Below are 19,364 nucleotides of genomic sequence, written 5' to 3'. Positions count from 1 at the left end.
GCGACAATCAGTTAATACTGACTTTACTGCCCTTAATCGTGATATTGACGCCTTTAATATCGATAGAGCCGTCACTTTTCATCGAAATAGACGCCACACCGGTTTTAATGGTGATGGCATCACCGGCATCGATTAAGAGCTTCTTGCCGACTTTTAGCGTATCACTGCCATCGACGGTGTTTTTGCGATCTTTATTCACCGTTTCAGTGTCGTTACCCTTAACGGTGGTGGTTCTGTCGTTAGCCACCATATCGGTTTGGTTGTGTTCAACCTGCAGTTCAAAGTCTTTTTCAGCATGCAGATAAAACAGCTCTTCACCTTTTTTATCTTCAAAACGCAGTTCGTTAAAGTTGGCCGCGCCACCGTCTTTGGTGGAGCGGGTTTTAATACCGCTTTGGGTTTTATCCGCCGGTAAGGTGTAAGGCGGCATATGATCAGAGTTGTACACCGCGCCAATAATGACCGGCTGATCCGGATCGCCATTTAAAAACTCAACCAGTACTTCCTGATCACGGCGCGGGAAGAAAAACGCGCCCCAGTTTTTACCGGCCCAGTTCTGGCTAACCCGGATCGGACAGGAGCTTTCGTGGTCTTTTACCTCTGAGCGATCCCAGTGAAACTTGACCGTTACCCTGCCAAGCTCATCGACGGAGATCTCTTCACCACCGCGACAGGTCACCGTTGCTGTTTGTACGCCGGTGATAACAGGCTTAGCGATAGTCAGCTGTGGCCGGTAAGCGACCGCTTTGGGCACACAATAAAAGGTGTTACTGATATCCTGTGATGCAACCTTATTCGCACCTGTCTGGCTGGCAATAGCGGCGGTTAACACCACTTCGGTCAGCACATACTGTTTGCCGGCTTCGGCTTTATCGTCATGCTCGGTAAGGGTAAAGGTTTTGCCGATGCTAAAACTGCGGCAATTGCTGGCACCCTTGCGCCGGTTAATATCACGCTGTAGTGCCTCTAAGCGCAAACCCGCTATGGCACTCGCCCTTGGGTGAATGTCTGCTTCAGCATCATAATTAAACACTTCGTATTCAGCATGACCACTTACCAAGCTGCCTTTACTCACCTCGCCTGTGGGCAGTGCCGTTGGCTTTTTCAAGTCAAAGCCGCGCTGGACAAACTTGCCCGGCGCCATCACCAGTGCCTGTTGCCACAGATGGATATGCGGCTCAGCTAAACTGCCGGAGAAATATTTTACCTGCTCCTGGCTACAAGGCTCATAGGCCGAGGCTTTATCAGCCAAAATCAGCTTATGGCTGCTTTGGCTATGCTCAAAATAATAAAAGATACCTTCGTGCTGTAATAAACGCTGGATAAAATCCAGATCGCTCTCTTCATACTGCACTTTAAAATCGTAATCCGGGTAGCTGCCCTGAATTTTGTTTGCCACATCTACTTTAACGCCATGCTCACCGGCCAGCTGCTCGACAATTTTCAGCACATTTTTCTTACGAAAAATCCGGCTATTCACCCGGTGCTGCATATACCAGGCGCTAGCCACCAGTTGCAGACTGTAATCGCGGTACGAAGCCTCAGCAGCGGCTTTTGCTACCCGCTCGCCCAATGCCGTAACATCCGCCACCACGGCATGAAAATAACGCTGGGTTTTGTCACCCAACTCTAAAGTGATAGTGACTTCCTTACCGATCAGCGCATCAGCTTTAATATCACGGCCATTGCTATACACCTCAGCTTTGATACTGAACAGGTGTGACAACGCTTCGCGATATACAAACCGGGTTAAAATTAATGCATCTTTGCCAAGTGGCGTGTCAATTCTGATGCTATTCTCGTCCTGGGTTGCCTGTTGCATCCATTCGCCTCAACTGGTTACTGATAAGATGATCGGTAAAAAAGCCAAAAAAGAGCTGGTGTGGCACACCACACCAGCCTGAACTGCTTACAGCTTAGAGCCTTTAACGCCGCTGTAACCGTATACCAACGGTGCAGTAACGTTGTTTTTGTCGTCTGTAGGCGTAACAGTCATCATCAGCTCGGTGTAGCTGATCACGATAGTTTCGATAGGACGGTCACCAGAAACTGACATCTGATAGCTGCTGATCATCGCATCAGTCAGTTCTATCTTCATGATCTCTTCCACTTTGTCACCTTGCTTGGTGATGTGGAATACAGCTTTCTGGCCTTTACCGATAGTGGCCTCTTTGAACAGATCAGGTGAAGCCTTATCCTGCAGTTTAGTGATAACAATATCATTTAACCGGGTAGCGCTGGCTTCACGGTCCATCGCGGTACCAGTGTACGAGCTCAGCTCACGCTGGGTACCCCAGTCCATTGATAATACCGTGATCATGTCCTTGAACTCTTCAGCGGTGGTCTCGCCTTTGATTGCGCCGTATTTCAGGTAGGTATTTGCTTGCATGCTATGCTCCTTTTGCATATTTAAACAGGTGCCCAGTATTAGGCATCAAGAGTCGCCAGGGTAAAACCCAGACAAAACGTTAAAAACTGACAGAAAATTCAAACAAAAATTATCAATGAAAAACATTTAATATTTGTAAAAATCACAACATCTGATTTACAGCTTTTAAACTTCACAAATTATATCGTCAAAACCATTATTGACAACACATAATTAACTTATTAATGAGCACTTTTTAACTTAATCAATTAACGCCAGCCAACAAGGCTGGCGTTAACCAACGAATTGTTAATGAATTTGATAGTCAAACTGTTCATCAACAACCTGCAACTGCACCTGGTTAACACCTTGCTGCTGCGCGACACGCTGTAAAATGCGCACCGACAGCTCTGGTAAAAGCTGGTTTTGCAGAATATTGTGAATAGTACGGGCGCCAGAGCCGGCGTCCTGACACTGGCTAACGATTTTCGCCACCACGTCAGCGCCGTAGCTAAAACTGGCGCGATAGTGTTGCTGCAGGCGTTTAGCAATGCGGTTAAGCTGCAGGCCGGTGATCAGCGACAGCTTGTCATCATCCAGCGGCAGATAAGGGATCAAATTAAGCCGGCCGAGAAACGCCGGTTTAAATACCTTTAATAAGTCATCTTTGAGCGCCTTACCCAGGCCATCAATGGAAGGTGCGGTGTCCACATCTTCAAACAACCGCATAGTGGTATCGGTGCCCACATTCGACGTCATAATAATGATGGTATTTTTAAAATCGATATCGCGGCCTTCGCCGTCTTTAATGGTGCCTTTATCAAATACCTGATAGAAAATATCCTGCACACCGGGGTGGGCTTTTTCCATTTCATCCAGCAGGATCACGCTGTAAGGTTTGCGCCGCACCGCTTCAGTCAGCACACCGCCTTCACCATAACCGACATAGCCTGGCGGTGAGCCCAGTAGCAGTGATACTTTGTGCTCTTCTTTAAATTCCGACATATTAATAACGGTAAGCTGCTCTTCACTGCCATACACTTGCTCGGCCAGGGCCAGTGCAGTCTCGGTTTTACCCACCCCGCTTGGCCCGGTCAGCAAAAAGATACCATTGGGTTTGTTTTCATCCGCCAACTGGGCACGCGAGGTTTGCACGGTGCGGGCGATAAGCTCAAGCGCATGATCCTGACCCACCACACGCTGGCGTAAAAAGCTGCTGAGCTCCAGTACAGTGTTAATTTCATCGGCCTGCATTTTGCCAAGCGGTATACCGGTCCAGTCAGACACCACTTCGGCCACCAGCTCTTCGGTAACCTGCCAATGCACCATCGGCGCTTTAATAGCAGCAAACTGGGCTTTAATCTCTAGCAGTCGCTGTAGTAGTGGTGAGTCTGAACTTTGCGGCTCTGCCGTAAGCTGACGGGCCAGCTCACGTGCTTCCAACACCAGCGCTTTTTGCTGCTGCCAGTCCTCTGACACGGCAGCCAACTCAAGCTCCGCCTGCTCAGCACGGCTTTGCAGTGTCGCCAGCGCCTGCTGATGATCAACTCCCAGACACTGTTCACGGGTCAGGACGGTGATCTCCTGCTGCAGCTGAGTTACCTTACGCTGCAGATCTTCTACCGCGCCGGGTATCGCATCCTGGCTCATCGCTACCCGCGCACAGGCGGTATCTAACAAACCAACCGCTTTATCGGGCAGCTGTCGGCCATTGATATAACGGTGCGACAAGCCAACTGCGGCCAGTAAGGCTTGATCAGTTATAGCGACCTGATGATGCTGCTCCATCACCGGTAGCAAACCACGCATCATCACCGCCGCCAGTTCAGGCGTCGGCTCTTCGACTTTTACCACCTGAAAACGACGCGCCAACGCGGCATCTTTCTCAAAGTATTTTTTGTATTCCGCCCAGGTTGTCGCAGCAATAGTGCGCAGTTCACCGCGCGCCAGGGCTGGTTTTAACAGGTTAGCCGCATCATTCTGGCCGGCCTGACCACCACTGCCAATCATGGTGTGGGCTTCGTCGATAAACAAAATTACCGGGGTTGCCGAGCGGTTTACTTCGTTAATGACATTTTTAAGCCGGTTTTCAAACTCGCCTTTCATGCCGGCACCGGCTTGCAGCAAGGCTAAATCAAGCACCCTTAAGCTGATATTTTTCAGTTTATCCGGCACTTCACCGGCGGCAATCTTCAGTGCCAGCCCTTCCACCACAGCAGTTTTACCCACACCGGCTTCACCGGTTAAAATCGGGTTGTTTTGCCGCCGCCGGGTCAAAATATCAATCATCTGGCGGATTTCGTAATCACGACCGACAATAGGGTCAATTTTGCCGGCGCGCGCCTGCGCCGTCAGATCAGTGGTGAACTGATCTAATGCCGGTGTTTTACCTGAACTCAGTTGCGTTGGGTTGGCCGGCGTGGCGCTTTGCTGCTCCTGGCTTTGGCTACAAAGTTGCGGCCATACCCGCAGCAGCTCGGCAGCATCGAGTTTATCCAATGCCGGCACCCGTCTTAGCAGCAAAGCGGCCATACTGTCGTCTTTTAATAAGGTGTACAGCAGATAGGCGCTACGAATTTGCTGATCGGTGAACTCAATGGTGGTGCTTAACCAGCTGGTGCGTAACAGGTTAATCAGCTGCACCGAAATGGTCGGCAGCGCATTGTTGCCAGTTTTCATGCTTTCCAGCGCTTGCTGTAACTGCTGTTTTACCACGTCGATATTGATCGCGAAGCTTCTCAGTAGCAATACCAGGTCGCCATCGCCCTGCTCCAGCATCGCATCCAGCCAGTGCTCAATTTCAACACTGTAGTGCGAGCGCGACTGACAGCGGGCCGTGGCGGCCTCCAGTGATTGCCGGCTGGCCGGGTTTAACTTTTCAACCAGACTTTTTAACGTAGTTGTAGACATAAGTGCTTCCTGTGCATTAATTCCGGGCCAGCTGATAGCCCAGCCGGGTGTTATGGTGTTGGTGCGACTCGCTGACGGCCAAACTGCCGCTGCGCCCCAGACAAAGTTGGTTAGCGCCTAATTGCGCTGATGGAAAATCTCGGTACTGCCCCAAGAGCGTCAGCCGTACGTTAAGTGAAGACGGCAGGAAATCAGCTATAACCGCACTGATTAACTGATAGCGCCTACTGCCGGGCTGTAGTGACTGACCTTGCCCTGACGGCACTGTAACCTCGATATCAATAGCTGAGCTGACATCCCAGACCCGGCTGCCTAACATGGCCGAGCGCCCCAGCTGGGCGTGTTGCCCCTGGCGCAAGTACTGCATCGGCAACCGGCTTTGTTCATCGGCACCCAGCTTAAGCCAGCGGCCTTGCAGTGGGTTTAACTCGACGTTACAGCCGAGCAACTCGCTAAGAATTTGCGTTAGCTGACGGGCGCTGCGGTTTTGCTGAGCAAAAGCACCGGCGTAATACAGCCCCAGCGTGCTTTGTGCGCCGGACAGATGCCGGATAACCTGACTAAAACTGTCGTCATGGTTATGGCTGATCTCATACTGGCAGGCAAAACGGTACTTTTCCCAGGCCCGGTAATAAAGTGAAATAAGCCGGTGATTAAACAGGTCAAAGAAATCGCGCATGGTTTTATCGCGCTGCTTTAACCGCTGCAGTACCATCTCAGTGTAATGTTGTGGCATCACGCCGCTGGGCCCGGTTAGCCCCATAAAACTGACATGCATAGCAAGGGCGTGTGGCTGGATCTTTTGCTCATTATCGCCGTCAGATAACGCTGTTAGCTGTGGAGTGATTTTACTGATCGGCTGGCCCGGAAAACCCAGGTGCTGCACGCTTTTAAAGCGCACCAGCTCTTTAGCCGGAAAACCATCGCGGCCCACGCCCTGCCACAACTTTTGCTCACTGCTAAACTGCCGCTCTATGGCGTAAACGGCCTGATAAAAGTCAAACCGGCTGGGCTCCTGGGCTAATTGATCCAGCGTCATAACAGCACCTTAGTGCCACAGCGGGCTGGCCATCGATGATACAGCTGTTCGTGCTCTTTTAGCTTCACGCTAAGGCGGGTGTAGCTATTTACCGTGGCATACTGGGCAAAAAATACATCCAGTACACTGGCAAAAAAGTAGATCCCGCTGCCGGCATAAGAAGCCTGAGTAAACTCCAACAAAATTTCACTGCCGCTGCACACCGCGGTTCTACCCTGATGGCTTACCCTGGCACTGCCGGCACTGATGCGCAAACTACAGATACCGTCAATCAATGCTTTGGACTCGGGTGTACAGCGAAAATCATACAGTTGCAGCGTTTCTTTTAGTCTTTTCAGTGCATCATCACCGGTAAAATGATTCAGCGTTAAATGGTTTACCAGCTGCCAGCGACTGGCTTCCTGCAAGGCCGGGCGCACACTGGCCGTCGGCGCCAGCAAGCAGCGGATCTCTCTCACCACATCAGCATGTTTACTGATTAAAAACCTTGGCTCACCGCCGCCAAAGGGTAAGTAGGCCGGTAAATTGCGGTTGCTGCACAGCGCCTGCACCTGCAATACCCAATCTTTTGCCTGCTCGGTTGCATCTTTCCCCTGAAACTTTCGGTCAATCACCGACAAGTACACCTCAGTGCCGGTTTCAGAATAGCCACCGGCCCAGTCAGCAAACTCCCGCCGGGCGTGCCAGAACAGGTCTTGCAGTTGCAGGTAGTCCGGATGGCCCTGGCTATAATAGGGGTTTAGTGTTAACTCATTGCCGAACGGGTCAAACGCCTGCACCTGCTCAATCCGCACTACTTCACATACATCGGCATCTAGATAACGCGGTACCAGCCGGTACTCGTACTGTGACGCGTCCAGTTTCACCGGCTCCAGTTTCTGGCTAAACAGGTTAATTACCGGCGTACAGCCCAGCAGCATACTGTCGGCAGTAATGTGCCGCTCCAGCTCATCAGCGCCCTCCGCCAGATAGAAATACAGCTCGGCTTTATCTTTAAAGCCGCTCCAGGCGGGGTCTAAATCGGTTAACTCGACAAACAGAAATTTTTCCGGACATAAAAACTGCTCTATCAGCAAACGATAACCGGCAAAGCTACGCTGGCTATAAGGTATCACCTGATGCTCATCAGCAAAGCCTACGGCTTTTAGCTGTGTGGCGCTGATAAATCTGATGCTGTCAGGCTGGCCTGGTAACGCTATGCCAATACAGAGCAATTTACTCAGCAGAAGCTCATACAAGCGATAGACATGATGGCGCTGGCCATTTAAGTAGAACCTTAATTTGGTGATGTCCAGCTCATGCAGACGGGTGTTATCAAACTCGCAGCTTAAGGTCAGTTTTAACAGCGCTTTGGCACTTTGCTGTACCGGCGGGCGCGGTGCATGAAAAGGCGCGTTTTTAAACTCGGCAGCGCTGACTTCCAGCGGATAAAGATCAAGATCGTAACAGGACTGAAAAGTACAGGGTTTAAGGCCATCAACGCGGGTTTCAAACTCAGTACCTTTTTTTATCGCAATACCAGAGTTAGACAGATTCTGGCTGCTCAATTTAAGCACCGAGGTTGATGGGATCGGCGCCTGATAATCCGGGTACAACTGACCAAGCAACGCATCGGTCAGTTCAGGAAAGCTGTCGTCCAGTTTTTGCCGGATCTGTGCGGTTAACAGCGCAAAACCTTCGATTAAGCGCGACACGTGCGGATCTTCAACGTTCTCTTCGCTAATCCTCAGCCGGCCGGCAATTTTTGGGTATTGCTCGGCAAACTCGGCGCCCATGCGGCGGATATAAGTCAGCTCACGATTGTAATACTTCAATAACTCATCATTCATGCCTGATAATCCCTGATGGTCAATCCTAAATGCACCGGCTCTACTTCAGAGTCAAACATAATGTGCTCCGGCTCCGGATCGGCATACAGCAAAGCCTGTATGCGCAGTTTTAATACCCGCTCCATGCCATGCTCCTGCTCCGGCACACTGACCTCAACATCAACAAAGCGCGGTTCAAAACGGCGAATACTCTGCTCTACTGCACGGCACAGCTGCAAGCGGCCCTCGTCCGAGTCCACCACCATTACCGAGAAATCCGGTAAACCGTAGTTCAGCAGGCTTTGTGACAGCTCTTGATAGCTGTCTGGCCAGGTATGCCACTGCACCCGGCTGTTAAGCAGGTTTTCCAAATCACGGCGTACACTCTGGCGCAGGGCTTTTAAATCAAAACCGCGCCGACTGCGGCCGCTATCCTGCTGGCCGGGGGCGTCGTCGATCAAGCGGTCCAGTATCGACTGCTGTAACGGTTGTTTAGCCTGTAGCTTCAAACACCCTGCTCCCTCTGTGGCTAGGCCGGCTCAGCAACGTCACACAGTGCCAGGCTTTTTAGCTCTGATAGCGGCAGAGCCTGCTCGCCGGCAAACAACATTTTCTGGCCAATCCCGGTAAACAAGTGTTCGTGCAGTTGTTGCCAGTCCGTATCTTTGCCCAGCCGCTCAGAGATGCGGCTGCTGCCGACATAAGTCAGCGGCACAAACACCTCGCCCTGAGGGCCATCTTTAATGACAATTTCCGCGCGCCGCCACACGGTATCCAGTAACGACTCAGGCTTTTTCAGCTGCAGGCTGTCAATTTCGTCAAAGCGGGCCAGATAAAATTTGCCATCGGTACCAAATAGCTCCAGATACCCACCCAGGCTATCGTCAATATCACGCAGCTCGCTCACTACACTGCCATTTAAGTCAAATGACGCCGCCGGACGGGCCGCTTCCATTTGCGCAGCCGCTTTGGCCGCAGCAGCATAATCCTGCTCTTTAAGCGCCAGACGTAGTGCTAACAAGGCTTCAAACATCTGATCAGGCTCGCTAAACAAGGTCGCTGTCATGCCGCCTTGGTAAAAATCCTGCCGGGCAGAAGCGGCGCGGATCAACTGGCGCAGGTTAACCGCACCGACCAGAAAATCCGGATGCTGGCGCACCATCATATCCAGCTGTTGGTCGGCTTTTTCTAACGCGCCCTGGATACACAACAGTTCGATGTAACAGGCCCGCACATCGGCATTGGCCGGATCGTCACGCAGTATGGCAATAGCGCGCTCAGTTGCGCTTATCAGTTCGCCTTGTTTGATAAAAGTCTGTAATTGTTTCACGGTTAACCTCACGCTGTAGCAGCTTGTTTAGGTGATAACTCGGCAACCAACTTTACTGTTGTAATCATCTGATCTAACTGAAAATGCGGTTGCAGTTGAATAATGGAATAATAGCGGCCCGGCTCGCCGCGCTTTTCCCGTACCTGAATGCGCGCTTCGCGCAGCGGGTGACGCGCCCTGACGTCAGTTGACGCATCCGTCGAGGCGGTAGTGTAATTGTGCAGCCAGCGCTGCAGTTCCTGCTCACAATGCTCGGCAGACTGATAACCGCCCACCTTATCGCGGCCTATCACCTTGATATAGTGCGCAAAACGGGCAACACAGAGGATGTATTGCAACATGGCGGACAAACGGGCGTTCACGGTTGACAGCTTGTCATCGTACACTTTGGCCTGTTGCACCGAGGCATTGTTATAAAAGGCAAAATAATCGCTGTACGGCACTGCTGACAGCGGTACAAAGCCATTGTCAGACAACTGCGATTCAAAACGATGGCCCACCAGTAAATTGACCGACGGCTTATTGGCGTTTTGATACTTTTCTGTCTCATAACGGCTGACCGGCAAATCACACACCAGGCCAAAGCTTTGCTGGCCGGCTTTCATACCGCGAATTTGGGCAAACCAACCAGATTCGCTGTAGGCTCTGACCAGCACAGCGGCAAAGGCAAAGGCGGCATTGCCCCACAGGTAATCCTGCTCACTGTTGGCCAGGGTTTCCCGGAATACAAAACCTTCCGTGCGCGAGCCATCGTCTTTGTAGGGGCTACGCATCAGGATCTGCGGCAGTACCACGCCTAAAAAGCGGGCATCTTCCATCGCCCGTAATGAGCGCCATTTTATGTATTCAGGTTGTTTAAACTGGCTGCCAATGTCAGCAACCTGACCAAGCTCAGAGAAATGATCGACACCGAACAACGACGGGTGCGCTGCGCAAATAAAGGGCGCAAAGGCTGCCGCTGCGGTACGGGCCACTTCTTTTAGGGTGTCTAAATCGTTACTGAGCTGGCCGGGACGTATTTTGTGGCTGATCTGATAATCGCCAATTAACACACCAAAGGGCTCACCGCCTGGCATGTCAAACTCGTTATCATAAATCAGCTTAAAAAAGTCACTTTGATCAAAATCAATGGCGCGGTTGATGTCTTTACTCAGCTCAGCCCAGGATAACGACAACAGCTTTACTTTAATCTTCTGCTCGCGATCATGCCGCTCGGTTTGCTCAGCCAGATACAACAAGCCACGCCAGCTGGCTTCCAACTGCTGAAACGCACTGTGATGAATAACGGCGTTTAACTGTAGGTTAATCAGCTGGTCGATATCAGCAATAGCGCGGCACAACAACGCCCTAACCTGATCAACCCGGTTAACGTTGGCAACCGCAACATGTTGTTGCCAGTACAAAATAGCGGCTAACGGGTCCTGCTCGCGTAAAAAGCGCGCCAGCACACCACTACGCTCCAGCCGGGTATAGGCCGGCTGCTTGGCATCTTGTGCTATGGCATCACTAAAAGATGGCTGTGTAAACACATCCTGTGATACGAAACTTACCGCGTCAGCCATGACATCCTCGTCCACTTCATTCAGTTTGGGCGACAACCAAGGCACAGCAACCGGGGGATAACGGCTGCTGCGCCAGGTTGTTATTAACCACCCATCTCAGGGATTTTTGCCACTAAACGCAGTGAGGTAGACAGCTCTTCTAACTGTAACCAGGGGCGTAACCAGGCCACCGCATTGTACGAGCCCGGACGTCCCGGTATTTCACGCACCTGCACTTTGGCATCGGCCAGAGGATAACGCGCCCGTACTTCCTGACCACTGCCTTCTGAGGCGTTAACGTAGTTCAGGATCCAGCGGTTTAACCAAACTTCAACATCTTCAGCTTCCATAAAACTGCCGATCTTGTCGCGCGCCAAAACTTTCAAATAATGGGCAAAGCGTGATGTCGCCATCAAATAAGGCAGACGGGCTGAAATTGCCGCATTAGCTGTCGCTTCAGGGGTGTCGTATTTCTTCGGTTTTTGCGCTGTTTGGGCACCGAAAAACACCGCGTAATCAGTATTTTTGTAGTGACACAGCGGTAAAAAGCCCATTTTGCCCAGCTCAGCTTCACGCCGGTCGGTAATACCAATTTCGGTTGGGCACTTCAGATCCGGGTCGCCATCGTCACTCATAAAGATATGGCTGGGTAAACCTTCAACCTTGCCACCGCCCTCTGCGCCGCGAATAGCGGTACAGAAACCATATTGAGCAAAGGCATTGGTCAACTTGGTGCCCATGACATAAGCAGCGTTCATCCAGCAATAATCAGCATGGTTAGTGGTTTTGGCTACGCCTTTATGCGGGTCAAGCTCAAACTCTTCAAAGCCAAACTCTTCAATCGGCGCAGTTGCCGCACCATAAGGTAGCCGTGCCAATACCCGTGGCATGGTCAGGGTAACAAAGCGTGAATCGTCACTGTCACGGAACGAGCGCCATTTGGTGTATTCCAGTGACTCGAAAATTTTCTCCAAGTCGCGTGGTTTTGACAGCTCAGTCCAGTCATCAAAACCAAATAACGCCGGCGATGAGGCTGAAATAAACGGACAGAAACCCGCGGCAGCCACGTTAGACATGTAGGTTAAGGTTTCAATATCTTCCGGGTGATTGGTGAACTCGTAATCACCGATAATAGCGCCGTATGGCTCACCGCCTGGGGTACCAAATTCTGACTCATAAACTTTCTTGAAAGTCTGGCTTTGGTCAAACTCGACCGCTTTGCTTAAATCCTTATACAGCTCTTTTTTACTCATGCTGATCATACGGATCTTAAGCGAAGCGCTGGTTTCAGAGTTCGTCACCAAATGGTGCAAACCACGCCAGCTGCCTTCTAATTTTTGAAACGCCGGAGCATGCATGATGGCGGCTAACTGCTCAGAAATCAGCGTATCCAGCCGGTTAATGGCTTCGTTAAAGGTTACCGTTAAGTTCTTGTTCCAGCTTACCGTGCCGCTTAAGGCTTCTTCGGTTAGGGTACGCAGTAACTCTTCCGCGCGCGAAGCATCAGTTTGTTTAGTGGCGCCAATGGCTTGCTCTAATAACGAGCTGCTGGCCAGCGCAGCATTATCATGTTGTTCTAATAAGGCTTCAGTGCTCATGTTATTTGCTCTCCACGCTCAGATCCTGCGCCAGCTTCTGCAAGTCTTCGTTATTGTTCAGCACGCGCTCCAGGATATTTTCCAGCTCTTCTGAGCGGTCAATCTTAGTCATCAAATCGCGCAGCTTATTGCGCGTTGCCATCAGCTTGTCTAACGGCTCTACCTGCTTAACAATGGCCGCTGGTTCAAAATCCTGCATCGACTTAAATTGCAGATCGACACTGAACTCGCTGCCATCAGCGGCTAATTTATTTTCCACTTTGAAATTCAGTTTCGGGTTCATCCGCTTTAACACTTCATCAAAGTTATCGCGGTCTATCTGCACAAAACGACGATCTTTTAACGGCTTTAACGCCTCTGTATTCTGGCCGGCAAAATCACCCATTACGCCAACAACAAACGGCAGCTCTTTCTTAACCGCAGCTCCTTCTGTTTCGACGTCATAAGTAATATGCACGCGGGGCTTACGCACCCGGGATAACTTGCTATGAATACTTTCCATTGACTTTCTCCTGTTACTCAGCTGTTAAGTGTTTCAGTTAGTGCCTGAGCACTACTTTTGTTGCGGGATCCCCGCCAGCCGGAAGTAATGGTTGCGGCTGTTGTTATCATCAATTAATTCCTGTAGCAGCTCAGGCAAACTGAGGCCACTCCAATGCACGACCTGCTCGAGGGCGTAAGAAATAGGGGAATGCGGCTCAGTTTTGCGAAAAAACTCAGCTGCCTGCTTCAGGCTAAGCAACACCTGCTCGCGGCTTTGCACTTGTTTTTGCACCGGATCTGCTGCTACGGCGCCGTCATCATCGTGCTGCGGTTCAGCGCTTAGCTCAGTCTGCTGTGCCAACTTATCTGATGCCAGATAACGCACCGCATCCAAACACTTTTGCATCGCCTTACTGATGGCACTGGTAGGCTGCGGCTCGCCGTTCATTGCCGCGTCCATAGCGTGTGACAGCAGGTTAAACTCGGCCATGGCCGTTTCAATTTGTTGCACCAGTTGCTGGTAAAAACCGGCTGAGCTTTCTGCCACGGCGTCTTTAATTTGCTCCAGGCTGGCAATACCGGCATCGGCCTTTTGTTTTTGCCGTTTCTCGTCTTTTCGGGAAATATCTGCCGCACGCTGATACTGCCAGCAGGCAAACTGACCATGTGCTGTCAGCTCAGTTAGCGGAATGCTTAAAATTGGCGTGATCAGGGCGCCATCACCTTCGTAGCCATTCAAACCAATCAGCGGCGCAATACGCACTTCCATGCCATCTTCATCCGGCAAGGGGTAAACCGTGGGCCAAAAATGCTCGATCAGCAAACGGGTGGTTTTAAAACCGGTTGCTAAGCCAACAAAACCGTGGGTACGGCATAAGGCTTCAATTAGCCAGGCACAGTATTCTAAATCTTTTACCTGCTGGCATAACAAGGTGGGAATTTGCTCCGACAATGGCCGCCAATCTATCGCCAGTGCCTGAAAATCCTCATCTTCGGCCAGTAACGAGCGCTCGTTCGCTCTGGCCTGACCGCGAATATCTTTCAGCTGATAATACTGTGAGGTAGGTGAGATATCGCTGCGCGGATCGATGCCGCTAGGCGAATCAGCAGATATCGCATTAATTAACAATTCAAAATCAATTAATTCACTGTAATCCATCACAACAACCGAATAGGAACATGAAACAGCGAATAATGTTACTTTAATGTTTTATTAATGACAACATTTAACTTATATTTTCTAATTTTTAATAAATACCGGAATGGTTTTGTCTTTTTCGTTTACATTTTCAGTATTGTTATCAACCTTGACTAAAATACAGGTGACGTTGTCACGCGCCCCTGCCACCAGGGTAGAATGTAATAATGCCCGGTTAGCTTCAGCAATATTATTGTGCGCCAGATACTGATAAATCTCGTCATCACTCAGTTCTTTATTCAGGCCGTCACTGCATAATAGAAACACGTCGCCGGGCTGCCAGACGCCGCTAATCACATCAATACTCAAATACGGATCCACGCCAACAGCCCGGGTGATCACATTGGCCAGCTCATGGTGCTCAGCCTCCTCACTGCGCAGTAGCCCCAGCTCTACCATTTCATTGACCTGAGAGTGGTCACGGGTAATTTGCCTTAGCACATTGTTACGCAATAAATAGCCGCGGCTGTCGCCGGCCCAGAGAAAGTGGTAATGCCACTTGTCCAGTAACAGCAACACAACGGTTGAACCTGCAGTATGGCCATTCAGATGCTGCTCGCTATAACGGCACAGTTCCTGATTAGCCTGTAATAACGACTCTGTTAACAGCCGCACAGATACCTGTGCCGCCCGCTGTACCGCCACCTTAATGGTATCTACCACCAACTGACTGGCAATGTCGCCTGCGGCGTGGCCGCCCATGCCATCGGCAACCAGCCAGACACCGCTATCGGCCAGATCCAGGCAGGCGTCTTCGTTTATTTTGCGCACCAAGCCTTTATGGGTCTGGGCATGAGATACCACCTGTTTCATTTACTTTCGCTTCCATTGCTGAGAATTTGCGCTTGCTGCCAATACCCGCGTTGCCACTGACCGTCAAGCATGGCGCCAAACTGGCTGACTTGCGGCAACCCCTGGGTGATCAGGGTGCATGGTTCAACTAATGGCGAGCCATCAGTCCACCAGATACAATAGCGGCCAAACTGTTGCCGGTAGCTGTGATGCAACAGCTGTTCAGCCTGAAGCGGGCTGTTGGCTGTTAGCACCCAGGCCGCACGCCCCTGTGCTGGCGGCATGGCGGGCGTGGTTAGCATTTCAGGGGCCGGCCAATCGATTTCAGCACTTAACAGCGCCGCTAACCAAGGCTCAAACACAAAGTCGTCTTCCAGCGTTTGCAGGATCTGATCTTGCAGCGCCTGCGCCCAGCTGTCATTCAGCCGCGCTGACACCGGCGTACCTTGCAGGCGCCGGGCCAGGGTAAAAGGAAAATGCCGGCCCACCTGATCGACACTGGGCATCAAGGTCCCGCACATAGCCTCTTCACCGCAGACACCGGCAGACAGTGCAAAGTGCCAGACAGGACTGGTCAGGTAAGTGTCAAGCCAGGCCGCGCCCAGTTGCTCGCGACTTACCGCTAACACCGCTTGCAACCACTCCTGCCAGCTGTCGATAAAGGAGGTGGACAAGTTCTGTGCAACAAAATCGCCCCGACTGGCAATTTTGCCGCACATGCCAATTACATTTACAGACTGACCGGACAACTGAAGGTCTCCAACGCATTACTCCAAAACGGATTGTTAACAGTATCAGGCACCAGCTCTACCCGTGCTTTGTTACCCTGCACTGCCAGATGCAGTGTCATATCGGTGCGGGTTTGCGGTCGCTGTTCGGTCAGCGCATCAAGGAAGCGGAACCAGGACCACTCCCCTTCCTGACTAATGTTCGACGGTAAGCCGGAATTAGCCGGTGTAAATACCAGTCGGGTTTGTAACTTGTTGCGATCGCCTGGCCAGAAAAACTGTCGTGAGCGTGTCGGGCCATGACGGTAAGACAGCTCCTGACCATCAAGCTCCAGCAGCAGGTGGGTAATGTGCCTGTCCAGATAGACCGGTTTTAAACTAAAACCGACCTGCAGTTTCTGGCTGCCATCAGCAAAGAATGCCGATCTGATCTGCCTGGCCTGCTGGAAGGTTTTCAGCACACTGTGATCCAGACCAATATCGCGTTTAAAGGTCCAGGTTGCGCGACTGGTATTTACAAAAGGCTGTAAATACTCATTAAAAAAGCTGTCCAGCGTGCCGCCATAACCAAAGAAGCGTTCAAAATCGCGCAGTTTAATATCATCCTTGCTACGCCGGTTCAGTGGATAGCGCCCGGCAATAGCCCTGCGGTATTCGGCGAGTACTTTGCCCTGCCAGGCTTCATTAATATGCTGGCGGCTGCCCTTGGCAAATAATTTGCCGGTATCGGCCGACAAGTCTGACAACCAATCAGAAAACGGCGCCGGCACATCGCTTTTTAGCCGGCGCAGTGCCACAGACAGCTCATCACCGCCTTCACCGTTTAACTGATTAACATAGGCCTGACGGGCCATACCACCGGGAATATATAAACGCTCCAGATAGTCATGGTACATGCGGCTGGTCTGGGCAATTTGCTCCAGCTGCGCTTCACTGATATTCAGCACCTCAAAAAACGCCAGCTCCACTTCTTTACCCGGTAACTGCTGCTTTAATGCCGACATATCCTCCGGTAACAAGCGTTGTAATCTGGAGGTCTGGCCGGAAAACTGCGTTTGTGCCACTTTACCGGCAACATCCGCTGCCATCGTCATTTCGGCCGAGTCTGGCAACGCCGTTAACCGCACGTTTTGCTGCACGGCGCGAATAATGCTTTGTACCGGCTGCTCCGGCCCCGCCAGCACCTTGGTTACAAAGACACCCTGCTCAACATCCGTCACCGGACGGATACTGATATCGGCCAGCAGCTCCTGCCACTGATAAATATAATCACGCAGGTATTTCTGTGTTACCTGCTCTGACAGGGTGCCATCAACGGCTTCATCACCATTGTCTGTCAGCTCACCGTATACCCAGCTATCTTCCATCAAACTGCGGATAATACGGCGTTTTTCCACATTAAACAGACCATGAAAGCCTTTGTAGGTATAAAGTCCGGAAATGCCCTGCTGCAGTGGCTGGCCACTTTTACGCTGCACCACTTTTACCCCATCACTGCCCAGAACATCGACCAGACGAAAATCCGGAATATGGCTTTTACCCAGCTCAGTGCGAATGCGCTGATAAGCACGCTCAGCCAGTGGCACCGTCAGCAACATCTCTCGGGCAGAGGCGACAACATTCTGATCAAGCTGCGCGCCTTTTACGCCTAACTCTAACGTGGCGTGCAGGTGATTTTGCAATGATAAGCGCAAGCTCTGGCTAACATCACCGGGATATTGCCGCTCAGTGTAAAGTGCAAACCAGGCATTAATTTGCTCCGCCTCAAAGTGCTCCGGGCGGAAAATCATCAGATAAGTTTTCAGCGTTTCGTACAAATAGTCACGATGCTCAGCATTAACCTGCATTTCATCGGTCAAACTGGCCAGCAAGTAAGGCACAAAACGCTGGTACAAGGCGTTCTGATACGCCGTTTTTGCCGCCTGGCCCAGTTTATCGCCCTGATAAAGGCCCAAGTTCTTCGGCCCATCGGTTGGCAGCACGCCAGCGTAACCTGCCGGCAGGTCGCGCAGCATATTCAGCTCGTCGTTAAGGGCAACAACGTCAATGTCGGTTCTTGCTGCTTCAGTCAGCTGCTGATAGCTGCTGATTTCACTTGCCACCTGATCGACCAAATCTTTATTCCAGCTGTAGCTGCCAGCCCAGCCCACCACTAACCAGGCAGCACCAAGCGCTGTTGCTGCTAACACACCGCGCCGAATAAGCCGGTGGCGGTTTTTATGCTGCAGGTTAACCGAGGCCAGCTCACGCTCGGGAATAACAATTTCTTCAAAAAAACGCTTTAAAAAATAGCCTTTACCCTCGCCGGTTTGCCGGCGCAGCGGCGGCTCGGCCAGGCCAAAATTGCTGCCCAGCTGTGACATGACCCTATCAATTGGCACGCCTTCCTGCGTGGCACTGGCAATGTAAACGCCGCGCAGCATAGTGGCTTTTTCAAACGGATTGGGTGCAAAAATTTCTTTTAAGAAATCATCCGCTGCGCTTTGTAACAACCTAAGCTGGCGTGGAAATTCGTAAATAGCCGCACGGTTCTGTGCATCATGCTCGTACTGCAACCGGCTAAATAAGCGCTGCGTCAGCCGGTTGATAATGGCATGAAACTCACGGTTAAACTGGCTGACCACGCCTTTTTCACTGTCCACCAGATTAGCGTCAAAGGTCATACCCCATACCTGTTCGCGCTCTTCTTCGGTCAGGTTGTCAAAATACTCGGTAAAGCCCGCGATGAGGTCAGCCTTGGTAAACATGACATACACCGGAAAGCTCATGCCCAGCTGGTTTTGTAACTCCTGTACCCGCTGCTTAATGGCGCGGGCGTGCAGATTACGCTCGGTACGGGTTTGATTGAGTAAATCAGCCAGGCTGACAAACACGATGACGCCGTTGATTGGCCGTCTGGGCCTGTGCTTGCGCAGTAAGCCCAAAAAGCCCTGCCAGGCACTGGAATCCTGGCCGGCATGACTGTCCTGTGTGGTGTAACGCCCCGCTGTGTCTATTAATACGGCCTGATTGGTAAACCACCAGTCACATTGGCGGGTACCACCAATACCGCTGATCGCATCGGCGCCCATATGCTCTTTTAATGGAAATTCCAGGCCGGAATTATGCAGCGCAGTAGTTTTACCTGAGCCTGGCGGGCCAATCAGCATATACCAGGGTAGCTGATAAATATCTCGGGCTTTGCCAAAACGGGCATGTTTTAAGATATCCAGCGCTTTTTGCATACGCTGGCGTAATACTTCAATATCACGTTTGGCCAGCTCATCCTGTTGCTGATGTTCATCACCGTTGAGTAAGGTGTCTACCGCCTGACGGTGCGAGCGGCTTTCACGCAGCCCCCTGATATAGTGGCTGGCACCCCACACCACTGCAATCACCAGTAGAGTCGCCAGCCTGGCGCTGGCGCTGGCTAAGGGTTCATGGCCAGCGATGGCCAGCAGCGGGCCGCCAAACCAGATCAGCAGCGCCAGTGCGAGCAGCCCCAGCACAGTAATAAAAACACTGGATTTAACGACCGCTAACACGGATCGCAGTACGGCATTGGCTTTCATAACATATCCCTTGTCTTA

General features: G+C 51.3%; 14 protein-coding genes. All 14 read right to left on the bottom strand.

Annotated elements, in window-relative coordinates:
• Positions 1-7: 7 nt before the first annotated feature.
• The 14 genes from tssI to tssM all read right to left on the bottom strand — a co-directional run bounded on the left by tssI (position 8) and on the right by tssM (position 19,346).
• Positions 8-1,822: a type VI secretion system tip protein TssI/VgrG gene (tssI, locus tag ABGI61_RS12125; RefSeq protein ID WP_347601422.1), complete on the bottom strand. Its 1,815-nt coding sequence runs from the start codon at positions 1,820-1,822 to the stop codon at positions 8-10.
• An 87-nt stretch (positions 1,823-1,909) separates the two neighbouring features.
• Positions 1,910-2,389 (bottom strand): Hcp family type VI secretion system effector, encoded by a 480-nt coding sequence (locus ABGI61_RS12120; RefSeq protein ID WP_008221300.1) that lies wholly within the window; start codon positions 2,387-2,389, stop codon positions 1,910-1,912.
• Between the two features lie 288 nt (positions 2,390-2,677).
• Entirely contained in the window at positions 2,678-5,278 is a 2,601-nt protein-coding gene (tssH, locus tag ABGI61_RS12115) for a type VI secretion system ATPase TssH (protein ID WP_347601420.1), read from the bottom strand.
• 16 nt (positions 5,279-5,294) lie between these two features.
• Entirely contained in the window at positions 5,295-6,317 is a 1,023-nt protein-coding gene (gene tssG, locus ABGI61_RS12110) for a type VI secretion system baseplate subunit TssG (RefSeq protein WP_347601418.1), read from the bottom strand.
• A complete protein-coding gene (tssF, locus tag ABGI61_RS12105; protein WP_347601416.1) occupies positions 6,314-8,146 on the bottom strand; it encodes a type VI secretion system baseplate subunit TssF in 1,833 nt (610 codons plus the stop codon). Before tssF ends, tssG begins: the two co-directional genes overlap by 4 nt.
• Positions 8,143-8,634 carry a type VI secretion system baseplate subunit TssE gene (gene tssE / locus ABGI61_RS12100; RefSeq protein WP_008221292.1) on the bottom strand — a complete coding sequence of 164 codons (492 nt, stop codon included), beginning with the start codon at positions 8,632-8,634 and terminating at the stop codon, positions 8,143-8,145. The genes tssF and tssE overlap by 4 nt, the downstream gene beginning before the upstream one ends.
• A gap of 20 nt (positions 8,635-8,654) precedes the next feature.
• On the bottom strand, positions 8,655-9,455 hold the full coding sequence (locus tag ABGI61_RS12095; RefSeq protein WP_347601414.1) for a type VI secretion system accessory protein TagJ: 801 nt from the start codon (positions 9,453-9,455) through the stop codon (positions 8,655-8,657).
• A gap of 8 nt (positions 9,456-9,463) precedes the next feature.
• Positions 9,464-11,062 (bottom strand): type VI secretion system contractile sheath large subunit, encoded by a 1,599-nt coding sequence (gene tssC / locus ABGI61_RS12090; protein ID WP_347601413.1) that lies wholly within the window; start codon positions 11,060-11,062, stop codon positions 9,464-9,466.
• A gap of 38 nt (positions 11,063-11,100) precedes the next feature.
• On the bottom strand, positions 11,101-12,594 hold the full coding sequence (gene tssC / locus ABGI61_RS12085) for a type VI secretion system contractile sheath large subunit (protein ID WP_347601412.1): 1,494 nt from the start codon (positions 12,592-12,594) through the stop codon (positions 11,101-11,103).
• Between the two features lies 1 nt (position 12,595).
• Positions 12,596-13,096, bottom strand: coding sequence for a type VI secretion system contractile sheath small subunit (gene tssB / locus ABGI61_RS12080; RefSeq protein ID WP_008221282.1), 501 nt, complete (start codon positions 13,094-13,096; stop codon positions 12,596-12,598).
• A 51-nt stretch (positions 13,097-13,147) separates the two neighbouring features.
• A complete protein-coding gene (gene tssA / locus ABGI61_RS12075) occupies positions 13,148-14,236 on the bottom strand; it encodes a type VI secretion system protein TssA (RefSeq protein ID WP_347601409.1) in 1,089 nt (362 codons plus the stop codon).
• 81 nt (positions 14,237-14,317) lie between these two features.
• Positions 14,318-15,088 carry a PP2C family protein-serine/threonine phosphatase gene (locus ABGI61_RS12070; protein ID WP_347601407.1) on the bottom strand — a complete coding sequence of 257 codons (771 nt, stop codon included), beginning with the start codon at positions 15,086-15,088 and terminating at the stop codon, positions 14,318-14,320.
• The gene (gene tagF / locus ABGI61_RS12065) at positions 15,085-15,816 is read right to left on the bottom strand and encodes a type VI secretion system-associated protein TagF (protein ID WP_347601405.1); all 732 of its coding nucleotides are present in this window, start codon (positions 15,814-15,816) and stop codon (positions 15,085-15,087) included. Before tagF ends, ABGI61_RS12070 begins: the two co-directional genes overlap by 4 nt.
• Positions 15,798-19,346: a type VI secretion system membrane subunit TssM gene (gene tssM / locus ABGI61_RS12060; protein WP_347601403.1), complete on the bottom strand. Its 3,549-nt coding sequence runs from the start codon at positions 19,344-19,346 to the stop codon at positions 15,798-15,800. The genes tagF and tssM overlap by 19 nt, the downstream gene beginning before the upstream one ends.
• Positions 19,347-19,364: the final 18 nt, after the last annotated feature.

Source organism: Rheinheimera fenheensis, from assembly GCF_039871805.1.
GTDB lineage: Bacteria > Pseudomonadota > Gammaproteobacteria > Enterobacterales > Alteromonadaceae > Alishewanella > Alishewanella fenheensis.
Note: the sequence above shows the minus strand (reverse complement) of the source record. Positions and strands in the feature narration are given on the sequence as shown.